General features: G+C 43.3%; 16 protein-coding genes and 1 pseudogene. 16 read left to right on the plus strand and 1 reads right to left on the minus strand.

Translation table 11 applies throughout. The features are described 5' to 3' along the window. Position 1: 1 nt before the first annotated feature. From MUF05_04630 to MUF05_04650, 5 genes are read left to right on the plus strand one after another with little or no spacing between them, the layout of a single operon-like run. Positions 2-940: a PEGA domain-containing protein gene (locus MUF05_04630; protein ID MCU0666360.1), complete on the plus strand. Its 939-nt coding sequence runs from the start codon at positions 2-4 to the stop codon at positions 938-940. Next, on the plus strand, positions 933-2,435 hold the full coding sequence (locus tag MUF05_04635; GenBank protein MCU0666361.1) for a glycosyltransferase family 2 protein: 1,503 nt from the start codon (positions 933-935) through the stop codon (positions 2,433-2,435). Before MUF05_04630 ends, MUF05_04635 begins: the two co-directional genes overlap by 8 nt. Next, positions 2,422-3,864, plus strand: a complete 1,443-nt coding sequence (locus MUF05_04640; protein MCU0666362.1) for a tetratricopeptide repeat protein — start codon at positions 2,422-2,424, stop codon at positions 3,862-3,864. The genes MUF05_04635 and MUF05_04640 overlap by 14 nt, the downstream gene beginning before the upstream one ends. Continuing rightward, positions 3,861-4,583 carry a serine protease gene (locus tag MUF05_04645; protein MCU0666363.1) on the plus strand — a complete coding sequence of 241 codons (723 nt, stop codon included), beginning with the start codon at positions 3,861-3,863 and terminating at the stop codon, positions 4,581-4,583. The genes MUF05_04640 and MUF05_04645 overlap by 4 nt, the downstream gene beginning before the upstream one ends. 56 nt (positions 4,584-4,639) lie before the next feature. Further along, positions 4,640-6,019 carry a PIG-L family deacetylase gene (locus MUF05_04650; protein MCU0666364.1) on the plus strand — a complete coding sequence of 460 codons (1,380 nt, stop codon included), beginning with the start codon at positions 4,640-4,642 and terminating at the stop codon, positions 6,017-6,019. Here MUF05_04650 and MUF05_04655 read toward each other — a convergent pair. After that, on the minus strand, positions 6,016-7,542 hold the full coding sequence (locus tag MUF05_04655) for a YifB family Mg chelatase-like AAA ATPase (GenBank protein MCU0666365.1): 1,527 nt from the start codon (positions 7,540-7,542) through the stop codon (positions 6,016-6,018). The two genes, MUF05_04650 and MUF05_04655, sit on opposite strands and share 4 nt — an antisense overlap. 141 nt (positions 7,543-7,683) lie before the next feature. On the opposite strand from MUF05_04655, the gene MUF05_04660 reads away from it, so the two are divergent. From MUF05_04660 to MUF05_04710, 11 genes and pseudogenes are all read left to right on the plus strand, one after another. Continuing rightward, a complete protein-coding gene (locus tag MUF05_04660) occupies positions 7,684-8,322 on the plus strand; it encodes a hypothetical protein (protein ID MCU0666366.1) in 639 nt (212 codons plus the stop codon). A gap of 5 nt (positions 8,323-8,327) precedes the next feature. Next, positions 8,328-8,774, plus strand: a complete 447-nt coding sequence (locus MUF05_04665; GenBank protein ID MCU0666367.1) for a divergent PAP2 family protein — start codon at positions 8,328-8,330, stop codon at positions 8,772-8,774. A 303-nt stretch (positions 8,775-9,077) separates the two neighbouring features. Next, positions 9,078-9,212, plus strand: a pseudogene (locus MUF05_04670) (LysM peptidoglycan-binding domain-containing protein). A 60-nt stretch (positions 9,213-9,272) separates the two neighbouring features. Then, entirely contained in the window at positions 9,273-9,593 is a 321-nt protein-coding gene (locus MUF05_04675; GenBank protein MCU0666368.1) for a L,D-transpeptidase, read from the plus strand. Positions 9,594-9,642: 49 nt separating this feature from the next. Continuing rightward, the gene (locus MUF05_04680) at positions 9,643-10,590 is read left to right on the plus strand and encodes an acetyl-CoA carboxylase carboxyltransferase subunit alpha (protein MCU0666369.1); all 948 of its coding nucleotides are present in this window, start codon (positions 9,643-9,645) and stop codon (positions 10,588-10,590) included. Next, positions 10,587-11,105 carry a PadR family transcriptional regulator gene (locus tag MUF05_04685; GenBank protein ID MCU0666370.1) on the plus strand — a complete coding sequence of 173 codons (519 nt, stop codon included), beginning with the start codon at positions 10,587-10,589 and terminating at the stop codon, positions 11,103-11,105. The genes MUF05_04680 and MUF05_04685 overlap by 4 nt, the downstream gene beginning before the upstream one ends. Positions 11,106-11,200: 95 nt before the next feature. Next, positions 11,201-11,656 carry a MarR family transcriptional regulator gene (locus tag MUF05_04690; GenBank protein ID MCU0666371.1) on the plus strand — a complete coding sequence of 152 codons (456 nt, stop codon included), beginning with the start codon at positions 11,201-11,203 and terminating at the stop codon, positions 11,654-11,656. Next, a complete protein-coding gene (locus MUF05_04695) occupies positions 11,646-12,914 on the plus strand; it encodes a TolC family protein (protein ID MCU0666372.1) in 1,269 nt (422 codons plus the stop codon). The genes MUF05_04690 and MUF05_04695 overlap by 11 nt, the downstream gene beginning before the upstream one ends. A gap of 18 nt (positions 12,915-12,932) precedes the next feature. Next, positions 12,933-13,814, plus strand: coding sequence for an efflux RND transporter periplasmic adaptor subunit (locus MUF05_04700; GenBank protein MCU0666373.1), 882 nt, complete (start codon positions 12,933-12,935; stop codon positions 13,812-13,814). Further along, positions 13,814-16,930: an efflux RND transporter permease subunit gene (locus MUF05_04705; GenBank protein ID MCU0666374.1), complete on the plus strand. Its 3,117-nt coding sequence runs from the start codon at positions 13,814-13,816 to the stop codon at positions 16,928-16,930. Before MUF05_04700 ends, MUF05_04705 begins: the two co-directional genes overlap by 1 nt. Then, positions 16,923-17,216 (plus strand): hypothetical protein, encoded by a 294-nt coding sequence (locus tag MUF05_04710; protein MCU0666375.1) that lies wholly within the window; start codon positions 16,923-16,925, stop codon positions 17,214-17,216. Before MUF05_04705 ends, MUF05_04710 begins: the two co-directional genes overlap by 8 nt. The last annotated feature ends 2 nt before the right edge of the window (positions 17,217-17,218 follow it).

A 17,218-nucleotide genomic window follows, 5' to 3' on the forward strand; every position in this document is an offset into this window, starting at 1 on the left:
TATGTTACCCGAGCAAAAGATAAGAACGGCATTATTCTACTTAAGCGTTTTTATTTTCTTTTCCGGTCTTCCCTTTATCCTTGCCTTTTCTTTAGGGTATAAATTTGACTATCGCCATTTCAAATTCGCCAAGGCAGGGATGATTGTTTTAAAAACACAACCCGCAGGCGCGGATGTTTACCTTGATGGCGTATTGATTGAGCAAAAAACTACCGCCACTTTAAATGAGCTTTTGCCCGCCACTTATAATATCAGGCTGGAATTGCAAGGGCATTATCCGTGGTCAAGCCAGATTAAAGTAGAGCAAGGTAAGGCGTCTTTATTCGAGAAAATAATCCTGTTTGCCAAAAGAACCGATATTGAACAGCTGAATAAAACCAGCTTTTCTTCTTTCTATGTTGATAAAGAGCAAAAAAATATTTATTCCCTTGATTATGAAAATAGGAAACTTTATGTTTCAGGTTTGCAGGGAGAACACCATCGCCTTGCGGCGCTTGTTCCGAAGATGTCCCAAGAACCGCTTAAATTCATAATTTCTTTTGATAGAAAAAAGGTCATTTTTTTAAATAGCCGCCAGGTAGCAGTTTCTGAGATATTCACTCGGGAAGAAGATGTAATTGCAGATCAGGGGATTGTTTTGGATTATCCCTCGGATGTAATAGTAGATGCATTTTGGTATTCGGATAATTACCACTTTATGCTTGTTTGCCGAAAAAGAATTATTATCTGCGAGCCGGTAGAAGATTTCAAGCCTGTGGAATTGGCCAGTCTCTCAGGTCATAACCATAGTTATTTTTATGATATATCAAGTGACGTGTTGTACTTTTCTGATTATCAAAAGGCTGTGGATGGCCAGATGCACCAGAATTTGTATAAATTGGATGTAGCTCCTAAAGTTACTGTTCTGCCTAGAATTATTAAAATAAAGGCCAATGAGTAGTTTAGTTTACAACAGAAGATTTCTGGAAATCATTCCGGGAGCTGTTTCCTGGGGAATAATTATTTTCTTGGCGGGGATGTCTTTTATGAATCCCAAAGCCTGCGCCGTATTGATAATTATTTTTGATTTTTACTGGATCGTGCGCACAGTTTACCTGACAACGCTTCTTTTAATCGCCCATCATAAACTACATGTTCAAAGAAATATGGATTGGCTTGAGCGGTGCCGGAATTTAAGCGCGCAATACCGCTGGCAAAGTTTGTACCACTTGGTTATTTTTCCTGTTTATAAGGAGGACGCGGAAGTATTGCGTTTTTCTTTAGCGGCGATCAGAGAAAGCCAGTACCCCAAGGAAAAAATAATTGTTGTCCTGGGGTTTGAACAGCGCAACCATTTTGCAAGCTTTACTGCGAAAATACTGGAAGAAGAGTTTAAGGGTGATTTCTTAATCCTGTTTTCTGTTTTTCATCCCCAGGATATCCCGGGGGAAACCCAAACTAAAGGTGCCAATGCGACCTGGGCGGCTAAGCAAGCCAAAGATTTCTTAGATCAAAAACACATAAAATATGAGGATGTAGTCTTATCGTGTTTTGACGCTGATACCTGTGTGCATAATCAATATTTTGCTTGTCTGTCGCATTATTTTTTAACTGTGCCTTTTCCTCATCAGGCAAGTTATCAGCCTGTGCCGGTGTACAACAACAATATATGGCATGCGCCCTCATTCGCAAGGATCGTGGAAATAAGCTCATCTTTTACCCAGATGATTGAAAGCATGCGCCTTGAGAAATTTGTTACCTTTTCAAGCCATAGCATGAGTTTTAAGGCCTTAGTGGATATAAATTATTGGCCGGTGGATATGATTTCCGATGATTCTGTGGTTTATTGGAAAGCATTTTTATTTTATAAAGGGCAATACAGAGTTGTGCCGCTTCCCACAACCGTTTCCATGGACGTGGCATACAGTAAAGGGCTCTTCCGGACGATTGTTACCCAGTATAAACAAAAACGCAGATGGGCCTGGGGGGTTGAGAATTTTCCATTTTTAGTTATGGGGTTTAAAGATAACCCGGGTATTCCTTTTTTAATCCGTCTGCGGCGCACCTATAATCTTTTAGAAAGCCACGTAACCTGGGCGGTTTGGGCGGTTATTATTACTTTTATCAGCCCTCTGCCGGTTATTGTGGGAGGGGTATTATTTCAGCAGATGCCTTTAAGCCAGAATCTACCGCAAGTCACCGGGCTTCTTTTACGTTTTACCCTTGTAACTAGTTTAATCTGGGTTATTTTAAGCCGCCTGACTTTGCCCGCGCGGCCGCGGGATGTCAGCTGGATGAAAAACATTGTTATGTTTCTGGAGTGGGCGATTGTGCCGTTTGTAATTCTCATATTGGGCTCTACTCCGGCTTTGGATGCTCAAACCTGCCTTTTATCCGGCAGGCGAATGAAATTTGTTACTACCCCGAAAATAAAGAGGCCAAATGCCGGCAAATAAGATAACTTTTCTGGCTGTGCTTATTATTATTTTCTCCGCGGCGTGTGTTTATCTTAATTCACTCTCCGGAGATTTTGTTTGGGACGATTGTCTTCTCATCCGCGATAACGATTCTATTAACAGCTGGAACATAAAATCAATTTTTTTCGCCGACAGGAATACGTTAAGCCCCGGCATGTATGTCAGTTACCGTCCGCTAGAATCCCTAAGCTATTTATTTTCCTATAAACTATGGCAGCTTAATCCAGGAGGTTACCATTTTGTAAGCTTGGTTTTGCATATTTTGGTCGGGGTTTTTATTTTTTTGTTCGTAGGCTTAGTTTTTTCAGACTACCTGCTTTCTTTTCTGGCGGCCCTATTCTTTGTTGTTCATCCGGCGCATACTGAATCGGTTTCATACATAAGCGCCCGCGCAGAACCTTTGGCCTTTTTGTTTATCCTTTTGAGCTTTATATTCTATCTTTCCTGCCGCAAGCGCAATTCAGCTTTTGTTTATGCGGGGATATTTATTTTATCTTCGCTGGCTTTTTTATCCAAGGAAAGCGCTCTTATCCTGCCGGTATTAGTTATTTTATGGCACCTGGTTTTCAAAGAGTCAATTAAGCCTATTAAGATATTGCTTATGTTTCTAGCTGGCGCCATATTTATCTTTATCAGACAAAAAGCAACAGGCAGCTTTTTACCATCGGGCACAAGCCTTGCAGTTGTTCTTGAGAGGATCCCGGGATTCTTTTCTGCCTTCTCAGGGTATATAAGGATTTTATTCTTTCCCAAAGATCTGCATATGGAATATGGAATAGCGCATTTTAGCATATTAAGCTATGAGGCGCTTTTGGGTCTGGCAGAATTTATCTTTCTGATTTTTATTATGTACAAATACCGTTGGAATAAGATAATATTTTTCTGCTTGGGATGGTTTATGTGTGCGCTTATTCCGGTGGCGAATATCATTCCTTTTAATGCAACTTATTACATGGCCGAACACTGGCTGTATGTGCCGTCCTTAGGATTTTTTATTTTGCTGGCCTACTGTATATGCCGGCTTAAAACAAATTATAGAATTTTGGCTTTGAGCGCGGCATTAATCGTTTTTTGTGTTAGCGCGTATTTGACGTTTAAGCAAAATACTTACTGGAAAGATGAAATATTTTTTTACAACACCACCCTAAAATATAACCCGCAAAGCGCGCGGGTCTGGTATAATTTAGGCAATAGTTATTCGTCCAGGGATGATTATAAAAATGCTGTTCAGGCGTATCAGCAGGCAATACGCCTGAAGCCAGATTATACGCAAGCCTGCTATAACCTGGCGTTGGTTTACTATTGGCAGAAGGAATTTTCTTTAGCCAAAAAATATTTTCTGGAGGCTAAAAAACTAGGGCATTTAGGAAGAATAGATTCTTTGTTGCAAGGGTATAAGGCAAAATGAAAAAATTAATCGCCTGTTTATTTCTAACATTTGTTTTCTGCGGTATAGGTTTTTGCGGTTCTGTCATCCAGATTATTCAGGACTCCATGCCTGCGATGGTGATTTTGGAGTCTTATAATGTGCAGATTGTTCAGGGCCAGGACACTTATGTTAAGGATGGCCCCATGCTTGCGGTAGTCAAGCCAGTAGGTATTTCACAATATACAAGAAAAGGGGGAGGGGTGATAGTTGATCCTTCGGGGCTTATTGTGGCTAACAGCCATACCACCCAGCAGGCAGGACGCGTAAAGGTTGTTTTGGCGGATAACACCGAATATCAGGCAGAGATTTTGGTTTTCTCTCCAGATGATGATTTGGCAATCTTACGCATTAAGCCGGATGCGCCGTTAAAGTATATAACTCTTGCAGACATAAACAAGATTAAGTTAGGGGATCCGGTTTACAATGTGGGCAGATCTGATATTTTAAAGGATTCCATAAGCGAAGGCAAGATTATCGGCATCGGGACAAAGACTGACCCGGCAGATAAAAGCGTCTCCACCCAGATGCTAAAAATAGATTTTAATGTTTATCAGGGCGACAGCGGCGGCCCGGTGCTTAATAAGGACGGAGAGCTTCTGGGCCTTATTTTGGGCGGGTCAGTTACTTCCGGCAGATTAGCCTTGGCAGTTCCCTCTAACAAAATCAAAAAGTATCTCGATGATGCGCTTTCCAGGTGAGTAGGTTATTTTGGCCTTGCTGCCGCGCAGATTCATAGGTATAATAAATCCCACTTATGGCTAAATATATAAAATTCATACCCACATTTCTATTTTTGATCTTTTTTGCTGCATTGGCGTTGGCTCAAACCCCATCAGGATTCCCGGAAATATCTTTTTCTCCAGAAGACAGGGTACTTATCCTGGCTCCTCACCCCGACGATGAGACCATAGCTTGCGCCGGAGTAATCCAAAGGGCGCGCAGTATGAATATACCGGTAGAGGTAGTGCTTTTTACCGCAGGCGACAACAATCAATGGTCTTTTCTTGTTTACCGCAAGCATCCGGTTTTTTTCCCCAAGGCAGTTCAGAATCTTGGGCTGCTGCGTTATGCGGAGTCAATTGTCTCAGGGGCCTTTTTGGGAATCCCCGAAGAAAATATTATTCTTCTGGGCTATCCGGATTTTAAAACCCTGAATATCTGGTATGCTAATTGGGGAGACAATCCTCCTGTAAAAAGCCTCTTGACCAATGTGCGCGCGGTGCCCTATAAAAATGCTTTTCGTCCCGGGGCCGCCTATAAAGGCGATGATATATTGCGTGATTTAAAAACCATCATCAGAGAGTTTAAGCCTACCAAAATATTTGTCTCTCATCCCGCAGACCATAATCCCGACCACCGTTCGCTGTATCTATTTTGCCGGGTTGCTCTCTGGGACCTGGAGGGTGAGGTTGCCCCGCAAGTTTTTCCGTATTTGGTGCATTTTAAGAATTGGCCTAAGCCCTCGGCATATCGTCCGGAAATGAAAATAATTCCGCCGGCCTTCTTTAAAAATAATGTCAATTGGCAGGAATTAGCATTGACTGCCGAGCAGATAAAGAATAAAACCTCGGCCGTAGAAAAACACAATTCTCAATATAAATCCAGCAAGAATTACCTTCTTTCTTTTGTCAGGAGCAATGAATTATTCGGGGACTATCCGGTTTTGAAATTGCGCAGTTCCTCAGCTAATGAGGATTTTTTAATTTCAGAGGCAGGCGAAGAAATTGAAATACCCGAACAACTTGAAAATAAGGAGAGAGTTTCTTTTGTGGGGCTTCAATCCAGCTCTGTGCACGTAGAGAAAGATCAGCTTGTGATAAAGCTTGAATTTTCCAGGCCCCTAGGCAGGCAGACAGCGGCGTCTTTGCACGTTTTTGGTTACCGGCATGACCGCGAGTTTAGCCAGATGCCCAAGATTCACGTCAAATACGGGATGCTTTGGTATAAAATATTTGATCAAACCAGGCAATTAAGATCTAAAATATTTAAGGTAGTGCGTAAAAATAAGCAAACAACAGTCTATATTCCCCTAAAGGTCCTGGGGGATCCGGAAAAAATCCTCATTGGTTCACACACCTATCTTGGTGCGGTTCCCCTTGACTGGGTGGCCTGGCGCGCGGTAGAGATTAATTAAAAATTTCTGTCCAAGCAGCGATATTGTACCGCTTCTGAGAGGTGTTCGGTTTTTATATCTTCTGATCCTGCCAAGTCCGCAATCGTCCTTGAAACCTTCAAGATTTTATCATAGGCTCGGGCGCTGAAATTAAGCTCTGTAATGGCTGATTTGAGTAATTCATTTTCATCTTTTCCTAAAAAACAAAATTTTCTTACCTGTTTGTGGTTCATTTGGGCGTTGTGAAAAATATTTTCATTTTGAAAACGCCCAAGCTGTATGCTGCGGGCTTTATTGATTCGTTTTTTAATGTCTGCTGAACTTTCTGCCGGCAGGCTACTTGAAAATTCCTGATATCTGGCAGCAGGCACATCTATATGAATATCAATTCTGTCTAAAAGCGGCCCCGAAATTCTTCCGATATAATTTTGGACTTTGCTGGTTCCGCAGCGGCAGACTTTTTTGGGATGGGTCAGATACCCGCACGGGCAAGGGTTCATTGCTGCCACAAGCATAAATGAGGCCGGGAAGGTAAAAAATTTGTTTGCCCGGGAAATACGGATGATGCGCTCTTCAAGCGGCTGGCGCAGTGCCTCAAGGCAGTCGCGGTGAAATTCCGGAAGCTCATCAAGAAATAATACGCCTTGATGCGCTAAGCTTATTTCTCCGGGCCGGATAGAAGAGCCTCCTCCAACTAAAGCGATATTGGAGGCGGTATGATGCGGGTTTCTAAAGGGCCGCCTTCCGATGAATCCCTCTTCAGAATCGATCATGCCGGCCACAGAATGGATTTTAGTTACTTCAAGCGCCTCTTGCAGTGTTAGCTGCGGCATAATGCCGGGGATGCGCCCGGCAAGCATGGATTTGCCGCTTCCCGGGGGGCCGATCATCAGGATATTATGCCCTCCGGCAACCGCCACTTCAATGGCGCGTTTGGCCAGAAACTGTCCTTTGACTTCAGAAAAATCCAGAGGGTAAACCGCGCCTTGTTTAAAAATGCCGCAGGTGTCTAATTTATACGGTAACCTAAATTCAGGGTTATGTAAAAGCTCTATAGCCTCACACAGGGTGCTTACCGGCAGGGCATTTATCTGTTCTACTAGCGCAGCCTCTTTGGCATTAGCAATAGGAAGGACTAATTTGTATATCTTTCTGTTTGGCATGGCCATGGCTATGGGAAGCGCCCCGGAAATTCTTCTTAATGCGCCCTCAAGCGACAACTCTCCTAAGAAGCAGAATTCTTCCAGATATTTTGTATTTATTTGGGCGCTTGAGCCTAAGATTCCGATGGCAATCGCCAGGTCAAAATAAGAACCTTCTTTGCGTATATCAGAGGGAGCCAGGTTCACCGTGATTTTTTCTGACGGCCACTTGTAACCGGAGTTTTTAATCGCTGCTTTTACCCTTTCCTTGCTTTCTTTGACTGCGGTGTCTGCCAGGCCAATAATGTTAGTGAAGGGCAGCCCCCTTGTAACATCTACTTCTATTTCAACAGGATATGCTTCTGTGGCAAAAAGCCCCCAGCCGCAAACTTTAGTTAACATATAATTCTCCTTTCTTATTTAATAGACGCATAAAGGGGGACAAATCTTACAAGAAAAACACTTGCTTTTTAGGTGGCCGTTTTATATAATAATACAACTATTAATTGATAGTATAAGCAGGGTAAATCCAGAGGAGAAAATATGGGCGGCCCTTTTAGCTTTAAGAAGTTGGTAGTTATTCTATCAGTAACTATCGCTGCTTTCACAAGTTACAAATATTTTTCCTCTTTGAAAGAACATTATGGGCTGGTTGAGGAATTAGACACCATGCACCAGGAGCTTTCCGGCTTAAGCAGCGATAAAAACAAGGCCTTAAAAAAGATAGAAGATCAAAATCAGGCATTGCAGGATTTAAAAACTCAAAATCAGGGTTTAGCTGAAGATTTAAAAATTGCGCAGGATAATTTATCCCAAGCAAATGACGAGCTTTCCCAGGCTAAGGATAGTTTAGGCAAAACCGAAGCGCGTGCCGCAGGCCTAGAGCAGGAAAATACGCAGTTAAAAGCTGATAATCAGAAATTAAAAGTTGACGCTGACAATCTGGCCCAAGAGAACGCCTCATTAAAAGTTAAATTAAGCTCGGTTCAGGAATTAAAAAAGGCAATCCGTGAGCTTAAGCTGCAGGCGCGTCAGGTTGGAAAAGCGATCATGGCTAAGGCGGTTGAGCCATCTTTAGGAGCAACAGTTGCTGAAGGTAATCGAGGGTTTGTAATCAAGGAAGGCAAGTCCACATATTCCGCCCAAGTTAATATTCAGGTCGTTCCTGCCAGCGGGCAATAACACAGATGAAAGACATTTTTTTTCAGATATCGCACAATAAAATTTTCCTAAATACGCTTCTTACCTGGATTATAGCGCAGACTATAAAAGTTTTAATCGGGGTAGCGCGTTATAAGAAAATAGATTTCCGCTGGTTTGTCGGTACAGGGGGCATGCCTTCAAGCCACGCGGCAGGGGCCTCTTGTCTGGCGACAAGCGTAGGTTTAAATTGCGGTTTTGACAGCGCGTATTTTGCTTTGGCAGCAGCCTTCGCGCTTGTGGTCATGTTTGATGCCCAAGGGGTGCGCCGTTCCAGCGGTAAACAGGCGCGGATACTTAATTTCATCATGGAAGATATATACTGGAAAGGCAAGATCAACGAAGGGCGTTTGCGCGAACTTATCGGGCACACTCCGGTTGAGGTTATAGCGGGATTTCTATTAGGCGTGCTAATAGGTTACTGGGCTAATTAAAGGGGGCACAGGGTGAAGAAAATTATCACTTTAGCGGTTATTATTTTAATTGTAGCAGCGTCGGGATTGCTTATTTTCAAGATCGCCTCGCGCGCGCAAGCAAAACAATGCGCGGCAGGTTCCCTGTCGGATTTATTGGCCAAGGCCAAACAGGCTGAAGCATCACGGGATTATCTGGCGGCCAAGGATGCCTACCAAAAAATAATTGAAGGTTTTCCTTCCTCGCGGGACCTAATCCTATGGCAGAAGAAACTGGAAGAATTAAGCATCAAGATTATTGTTTCTGATATCTCTGTGCCGCAGTCCGTTGTTTATGAAGTAAAATCCGGGGATACCCTTGTAAAGATCGCGCGTGATTTTAAGACAACCGTAGAGTTAATAAAGAAAAGCAATAATTTAAGCACCGACAAAATCGTTTTGGGCCAGAAATTAAGGGTTTGGAACTCCGCGTTTAATATCTTAGTTGATAAGTCTCAAAACCTGCTTACTTTGCAGAATATGAATGAGGTGGTTAAGACATACACTGTGTCAACCGGGGCGAATAATTGTACGCCTGTGGGCACGTTTAAGATTGTTAATAAAATAGTTGATCCGACTTGGTATAAAGCTGGGGCAGTGGTTGCTTCAGGGGCCCCCGAAAATATATTAGGCACGCGCTGGATGGGGCTTGATCTTAAAAGCTATGGAATCCATGGCACCACAGAGCCTAAGAATTTAGGCAAGCAGGTGACTGCTGGCTGTGTGCGCATGGCCAATCCCGAAGTAGAAGAGCTTTACACGATTGTTCCGGTTGGGACAGAAGTAACTATCGTAGATTAAGAACGAGGATAAACTTTTTACTTTTAACTTTTTACTTTTAACTTTGACTATGGCAGGACTTGATTTTGAGAAACCAATTTTAGAGCTCGAGAAGAAAATTCATGAATTAACGCATTTTGCTTCGGATAAGAAGATCGATATCTCAAGCGAAGTCAAGAAACTACAGGAGAAGCTTGAGGATTTAAAGAAACATACCTATACAAGCCTGACGCCTTGGCAGAGAGTTCAGATCGCCCGCCACCCCCAAAGGCCGTATACTTTAGATTATATCAGTATGATTGCCACGGATTTCTTAGAGCTGCATGGCGATCGCACATTTTCCGACGATATGGCTATTGTGTCGGGGGTTGCTAAAATAGATAATCAAAAAGTAGTGATTATGGGTCATCAAAAAGGAAGAGACACAAAAGAAAATTTGCTGCGTAATTTTGGCTGTGCCCATCCCGAAGGGTACAGGAAGGCCTTGAGGATGATGCAATTAGCTGAAAAGTTTGGCCTGCCGGTTGTGATCTTTATTGATACCCCGGGCGCTTATCCGGGTATAGGCGCGGAAGAGAGGGGCCAGGCGCAGGCGATCGCGGTTAATTTAAAAGAAATGACTGTTATCGGCTCCCCCATAATTTCTATTGTTATTGGAGAAGGCGGTTCAGGCGGGGCCCTTGGCATTGGAGTAGCGGATAAAGTTTGTGTTTTGGAAAATTCTTATTATTCGGTTATTTCTCCTGAAGGCTGCGCCGCTATATTATGGAAAAGCGGCACTAAAGCCCCGCAGGCGGCAGAGGTATTGAAATTAACCGCGCAGGACCTTTTAGGCTTTGGAATTATAGACCAGATAATCTCAGAGCCGTTGGGAGGGGCGCATCGTGATCCCCAAAAAACCGCCCAAAATATCAAAGAGGTTATCGTAAAGGCCTTAAAGGATTTCAAATCCCATTCTATGCAAGAACTTCTGGAAGCAAGATATAGAAAATTCCGCACTATCGGCGCCTTGGCATGATTGAAAATGAAATGATCCTTCTGGGGCTTTTAAAAGAAAGCCCAAAGCACGGCTATGAAATTAAGAAAGCAGTCAAAGAGATCCTTTCTTTGGTTGCCGGGATTCATTTTAAATCCATATATTATCCCTTAATGGTCCTAGAGAAAAATGGCCTTATTTCCAGGCGCGCAAGCAAGAAAGGCAATAGGCCTCTAAGGGTGGTTTATGAGCTTACCTCTAAGGGGCATGCCCGTTTTGAACAGCTTCTTTCACAAAGCTTCTTAAGACTGCAGAGGCCGAAATTCAGCCTTGATACCAGCCTGTTTTTTCTGCAATATCTGGATCCCGCATTAGCTAAGCGCAGCCTCAAGGTGCGCATGCGTATCTTGGACAGGCTTCAGTATGATCTAAAAAAGATGATCTCTTCTTTGGGGCAGGATATTCCATCTTCATGGGCGCATATTCTTGAGCATAATCTGCAGATGCTTCAGGCAGAATCAAGATTCCTCTCCGGGCTTATCCAGTCTCTTGCCTAAAAGATTCTTAAATATCTTTCTTGACAAAGCGTGTTTCTTAAGATATGCTTTACTTAGTTTATAGTTAATATAGTTAAATATTAAGGAGATTAATAGTGCCCTTGCTTTCTGTCGATCAGTTTGCCGCCCGGATGTCTGAGGCGATACCGGTGATCATGAAGGAATTCGCCCGCAGGCACCTTGTGGACATCTGTCATGAGAAGATCACCCTGCCGCAGATGCTTATTTTAAATGCCCTGCATACCAGAGGCGAAGTCAAGATGAAGGATCTGGCGATATGTTTGCGGGTGAGCATGCCGGCCATGACCGGGATTATCAGCAGATTAGTGCGGGATAAATATTGTCAAAGGGTATACCAAGAACAAGACAGAAGGATTATTAAGGTAAGGCTTACTGCCAAGGGAGAAGCCTTTTTAGAAAAGGTTAACGCCGGACGCAAACAGATGATCCTTAAGGTGTTTAGTAAAATATCAGATAAGGACAGGCAGGATTATCTGCGCATTATTACGCAGATAAAAGATATACTAATTAAGGGCCAAGATGAACAATAAATTAATATGCGTATTTTTATTATTCCTGTTTATTCCCTGTTTCTTGCGGGCGGCAGAAGTTTCGCTTGATATCCAAGAGGCGGTGGGCTTAGCCTTAAGGCAAAACCGCGATATTGCTTTGCAGTCGCAGCAGGTAATGAAAGCCAAAGCAAAGATTAAAGAAGCGCAAGCGGGGCTTCTTCCTGCTTTAAGCGTAAGCCAGACTTTTATGCTTGTCAGAGGCGCGTATGGAAAAGATTTTTCAAATCTTACCGGCCAGGCTACGATTAAGCAGAAAATTTACACAGGCGGATTGGTTACTAATACCATTAAATACAACGGCATTGATTTTCAAATTCAAGAGGCGCTTTTAGATAAAGCCAATATGGATACTGCCTGGGCAGTGAAAAAGGCATTTTACGCTTTAGTTTTAAGCGCCAAATTAAAAACCTTAAACCAGAAGATTTTGGAAAATACTCAGAAGCATCTGGATTATCTTCAGGCCCGTTATCAGAATGGGCAGGCCTCTGAATCCGAGATTATAAAGTTAGAATCTTCTTTATCTGGCGTTAAGAAAGAGTACGAAGTGTCTTTGAATCAAGAAGAACAGGCCAGGCATATATTAACTAATTTGCTGGTTATTTCAAGCGATGTTATAATAAAGCCGCAGGGCGATTTTGTTTATAACCCCCGTCAGGCGGCTTTTGACGAAGCGCTCTTGGAGGCGGTGAAAAACCGGCCCGAGGTGCGTCAATATCGGCTGGGGGAGAAAGCCGCCCAAGTTAATGTGGACCTTAATCGTGCCGGGAATAAGCCGACTGTATATGCCTCTTGGGATTATTATAACAGCTCTCATGCTGCCGCGGGGACAAGCAAAAACTGGCAGGATTCCAATATTCTGGGGATCACATTTTCCTGGCCGATATTTGACGGCGGTTTGACTAAGGCCAAGATTGAAGAGGCATTGGTGGATTTAAAGAAGGCGCAGATACTCAAAGATAAAATAATAAGCGACATCGGCCTGGAATTAAAAGAGGCTTATCTTAATCTAAAAAGCTCTCTATGGCGGGTAGAGGCAGCAGATCAAGACGCGCGCGCTTATAAAGATAATCTTTCTGTGGTTAATGCGAAGTACAAGCAGGGTTTAGCCAGTACGCTTGATGAAGATGACGCGCTTTTGAAATACGAGATTGCGAATTTTAATTATGAGCAGGCAGTTTACGGTTATTTAACGGCAAGAGAAGATTTTAATAAGGCAACTGGATCTTCGGAAATATAGCTTTTTAGGAGAATAAAAATGAAAATAAGAAATGCTTATATTTTACCTTTGATAATTGCTTGTTTACTGTTTTTGACAGGTTGCCATAAAGAAACCAAGGTTAAAAACGGCAATGGCGATGTCTATCCGGTTAAAGTAAGTAAAGTCCAGCTTCGTGATTTAGATGATATTATTGAATATGTGGGCAATGTTAAGGCGCAAGATGAGGCAGTGGTGTATCCTAAGGCAGCAGGTAAGATCATTAAGAAGCTTAAGCAGGAGGGCGATATTGTGGCTAAGGCAGAGCCGATCCTTTTGATTGACCGCGATGAGGTGGGGTTGAAATTTGAGAATTCTCCGGTAGAAAGCCCCATCGACGGGGTAGTAGGCAGGGTATATGTGGACATAGGAGAAAATGTAAGCGCTCAAAGCAAGGTTGCCCTGGTGGTTAATATGGATACGGTAAAAATTAATTTAGACATTCCAGAAAAATATCTTTCTAAGATTTCTTTGGGGCAGGAAGCAAAAGTTGGCGTGGATGCCTATCCTAAAGAGGAATTCCCCGGTAAAATTACCAAGATCAATCCGGTTGTGGATATTGCCAGCCGTTCCGCGCAGGTTGAAATAACCGTGGATAACCCGAAGCATTTCTTAAAGTCGGGGATGTTCGCTCGCGCCAGCCTTGTCTTGGAAAAACGTTCAAAGATAGTGGTCGTGATGAAGGAATCTGTTATCGGGAAAGGCCCGGATACCTATATTTATACGGTCTCAAACGATACGGCATCTTTGAAAAAGGTTTCTTTGGGATTACGCTATGGGGCTTATTATGAGATTAAGAACGGGCTTTCTGCCGGTGATCAAGTAGTAGTCATGGGGCAGCAAAAACTATTTGAAGGCGCCAAAGTCAAAGTGGAGCAATAATGAAGCTTCCCGAATTCGGAGTAAAGCGTCCGGTTACCAATTTAATGATTTTCTGCGCGATCTTGGTTTTGGCTTTTTACAGCTTAAGCCGTCTGGGTATCGATCTGTATCCAGAAATTGAGCCTCCCGTAGTAAGCGTTATTACTGCTTATCCCGGGGCCAGCCCTGGGGATGTAGAAATAAAAGTAACCGAAGTCTTGGAAAACCAGTTAGCCACTACTCCGGCTCTGGAGAAAATTACTTCTACTTCCGCTGAGGGGATTTCTTTTATAAACTTGAAGTTTATTTGGGGCACAGACCTTGATGCTGCCTCCAATGATATTCGTGATCGTATTGAGCTTGCTAAGCGGCTCTTGCCTGATATCCCCGATGAAATGGATAATCCTTATATATTCAAGTTTAACTCCGCGAATATCCCGATCCTTTTTATGGGCGTTACCGCCAAGGAATCTTACACCCAGTTGTATGATATGATTGACCAGAGGTTAGGCGATGCCTTACGCCAGCTGCCCGGGGTGGGGACAGTGCAAATTCAGGGCGGCGGCCTTAAAAGGCAGATTAATATTTGGGTAGACAGGCAGAGGCTTGAGGGGTACGGGTTTTCTATCCTGGAGATAAATAATGTTATCGCCAAAGAAAATATAACTCAACCGGTGGGGAACCTTAAGACCGGGATGACCGATTACCTTATTCGTTTGCCGGGAGAATTTAAGAATCCGGAAGAGATCAATAACGTTATTCTGGGGATGCGTTCTGGAAAGGCAGTTTATCTAAAGGATGTTGCGCGCGTGGAGGATGGTTTTCAGGAAACAGTCAACGTGGTCAGGTTTAATAAAGAGCCGGCGCTTATGATGATGGTTCAGAAACAAAGCGGGACAAATACCGTTGAGGTTACTGAAAGGGTAAAACAAAAGCTTGCCCAAATGCAAAAGGTCTTGCCCGCGGATGTTAAGATAAGCATTGTCTTTGATACCTCTAAGGATATTATTAGTTCCATTAATACCTTAACATCTTCTTTGTGGCAGGCGATTGTTTTGGTTATTTTGGTAGTTTGGTTTTTCTTGCGCCAAGCCTCTCCCAGCATGATTATCGCTTTAAGCATACCCTTCTCATTATTGATAAGCTTTATCTACATATTCTTGGCGGGCAAGACCATCAACGCTATCAGTTTGTCGTCTTTGGCGATTGCTTCGGGCATGGTTGTGGATAATGCCATAGTGGTAGTAGATAATATTCATAGGAAGATGGAAAGCGGGCAGCGTATCAAAGAGGCCGCTATCTTCGGGGCGCAGGAGATGTTCTTGCCGATTGTCGCCTCCACGCTTACCACAGTAGTTGTTTTTGTGCCCATGCTTTTTATCCCCGGAGTAGTTGGTATTATGTTCGGGGAGTTGGCAATAATTGTTATTGTGACGCTTGCGGCCAGTCTTTTTACCGCGTCGACCTTTACGCCGATGCTTTGTTCCAAATGGATGGCTAAAATTGATAAAGCCAAGAAAGGCTGGGTGCAGGGGTGGTATAACGCTTGGGAAAGAATATTTTGTTCTTGGGAAGAGGCCTATTCTAAATCCCTTGCCTGGGCGCTTAAGCATAAGAAAATAGTCATATTGGGCTTTACGGCGATTTTTATTTCTTCGCTTTTTCTCACCTCTTTTGTAGGGAATGAATTTATCCCCAATGAAGACACGGGGGATGTGCGCTTGACGGTAAATCTTCCTATAGGAACCAGGTTTGAAGAGTCAGAAAAAGTAGCTTCTAAAATAGAAGACATGATTAAATCCGATGTTCCGGAGGCCAGGCTTTATTTTGCCCGCTGCGGGCAAATTCCCGGGCAGGCTCGCGCTTATGGCAATACTTCTGGAAGCCATGTGATTGTTGCCGGAGCAAAGCTTGTTTCCAAGACACAGCGCAAGCGTTCGGATACGCAAATCGCGAATTCTTTGCGCTCAAAAATAGAAAATATCCCCGGAGTAATGAAGATAGATATAACTACCGGCAATCCGATAGGGCGTTTAATTACTGGCACAGGGGGGAAAAGCATCCAGGTTGAGATTTTAGGAAATTCTTTTGAAGACACAGATGCTTTAGCAGCTAAGATAAAGCTTATTATGGAAAAGATCAACGGGGCAGTAGACGTGAGCATCTCCCGTGAAGCTAACCGGCCGGAATTGCGCCTTACCATTGACAGGGAAAAAGCAAGCTTCTTGGGCCTTAATATGTACACCATTACCCAGACTTTAAATACATATCTGCAAGGGTACACTGCTTCGCGTTATCGCGAGAAGGGTGAAACCTATGATATCTACGTGCGCCTTGAGGAATCTTCCCGCAGTAAAATAGAAGATATTGAAAATTTATTCGTCGTATCTTCCTCGGGCGAGAAAATACGCTTTTCCAATTTTGCCACTGTCCAGGAGACCACCAGCCCTCAGGAAATAGAGCGGAAGAACAGGCAGCGCCTTGTCAGGGTAGAATGTAACGCCTTTGGCCGTTCAAGCGGGAAGATAGTAGAAGATGTGAAGACAGCCTTGCGTGATGTTGTCCTGCCCCAGGATGTGATGCTTAATATCGGAGGCGAGGCCGAAGAGCAGGCCAAGGCCTTTAGAGATATGGGCATTTTGCTGGCCTTGGGGATTATTTTGGTGTATATGGTAATGGCCGCGCAGTTTGAATCTTTGCTGCAGCCGTTTATTATCATGTTTGCCATTCCTTTTACTTTTACAGGGGTTATCTGGGGATTTTTGCTGACAGGGGTTACCTTAAGCTTAATTAGCTATCTGGGGATAATTATGCTAATGGGTATCGTTGTGAATAACGCTATAGTTTTAATAAGCTATATTAATATTTTGCGCGCAAGAGGCCACGGTATTCTAGAGGCAGTGACTATGTCCGGGAAAAGTAGATTACGTCCGGTATTGATGACTACCATTACTACCCTAGTGGGGTTGTTGCCTTTGGCTTTATCGCGAGGTGAAGGTTCAGAAACTTGGCAGCCATTAGGGGTAACTATGATCGGGGGTTTGACCGTTTCAACCTTGATTACTTTATTATTTGTTCCTACATTGTATGCGGTTTTTGAAGTCCGCCGCATTAAAAAGGAAGTGCCAAATGGATAAAATGATTATGATCATCTATAACGAAGCCATAGACATTGAAGTTATGGAGGTTTTAGAAAAGTGCGCGGTAAAAAGTTATACTAAGGTTCCGGGGGTCTTTGGCGCAGGAGAAAAATCCGGCATACATTTAGGCGATGATATCTGGCCGGGAAGGAACAATTTGCTTTTTGCTGCGGTAAACGCCATCCAGTCGGCAAAGGTTTTGGAAGAAATAAGAAAGTTACGAATAAGTTTAGCCCATGAAGGGGTTAAGGCGTTTGTTATGCCAATTGAATCCTTCACATAATC

The sequence above is a fragment of the Candidatus Omnitrophota bacterium genome, from assembly GCA_025453395.1.
Lineage (GTDB): Bacteria > Omnitrophota > Gorgyraeia > Gygaellales > Profunditerraquicolaceae > JAlOQK01.

Excerpts from the sequence above, each read along its gene's own strand:
- MUF05_04630 (MCU0666360.1), top strand. The coding sequence starts at position 2 with ATGTTACCCGAGCAAAAGATAAGAACGGCATTATTCTACTTAAGCGTT.
- MUF05_04635 (MCU0666361.1), top strand. The coding sequence starts at position 933 with ATGAGTAGTTTAGTTTACAACAGAAGATTTCTGGAAATCATTCCGGGA.
- MUF05_04640 (MCU0666362.1), top strand. The coding sequence starts at position 2,422 with ATGCCGGCAAATAAGATAACTTTTCTGGCTGTGCTTATTATTATTTTC.
- MUF05_04645 (MCU0666363.1), top strand. The coding sequence starts at position 3,861 with ATGAAAAAATTAATCGCCTGTTTATTTCTAACATTTGTTTTCTGCGGT.
- MUF05_04650 (MCU0666364.1), top strand. The coding sequence starts at position 4,640 with ATGGCTAAATATATAAAATTCATACCCACATTTCTATTTTTGATCTTT.
- MUF05_04655 (MCU0666365.1), bottom strand. The coding sequence starts at position 7,542 with ATGTTAACTAAAGTTTGCGGCTGGGGGCTTTTTGCCACAGAAGCATAT.
- MUF05_04660 (MCU0666366.1), top strand. The coding sequence starts at position 7,684 with ATGGGCGGCCCTTTTAGCTTTAAGAAGTTGGTAGTTATTCTATCAGTA.
- MUF05_04665 (MCU0666367.1), top strand. The coding sequence starts at position 8,328 with ATGAAAGACATTTTTTTTCAGATATCGCACAATAAAATTTTCCTAAAT.
- MUF05_04675 (MCU0666368.1), top strand. The coding sequence starts at position 9,273 with ATGAATGAGGTGGTTAAGACATACACTGTGTCAACCGGGGCGAATAAT.
- MUF05_04680 (MCU0666369.1), top strand. The coding sequence starts at position 9,643 with ATGGCAGGACTTGATTTTGAGAAACCAATTTTAGAGCTCGAGAAGAAA.
- MUF05_04685 (MCU0666370.1), top strand. The coding sequence starts at position 10,587 with ATGATTGAAAATGAAATGATCCTTCTGGGGCTTTTAAAAGAAAGCCCA.
- MUF05_04695 (MCU0666372.1), top strand. The coding sequence starts at position 11,646 with ATGAACAATAAATTAATATGCGTATTTTTATTATTCCTGTTTATTCCC.
- MUF05_04700 (MCU0666373.1), top strand. The coding sequence starts at position 12,933 with ATGAAAATAAGAAATGCTTATATTTTACCTTTGATAATTGCTTGTTTA.
- MUF05_04705 (MCU0666374.1), top strand. The coding sequence starts at position 13,814 with ATGAAGCTTCCCGAATTCGGAGTAAAGCGTCCGGTTACCAATTTAATG.
- MUF05_04710 (MCU0666375.1), top strand. The coding sequence starts at position 16,923 with ATGGATAAAATGATTATGATCATCTATAACGAAGCCATAGACATTGAA.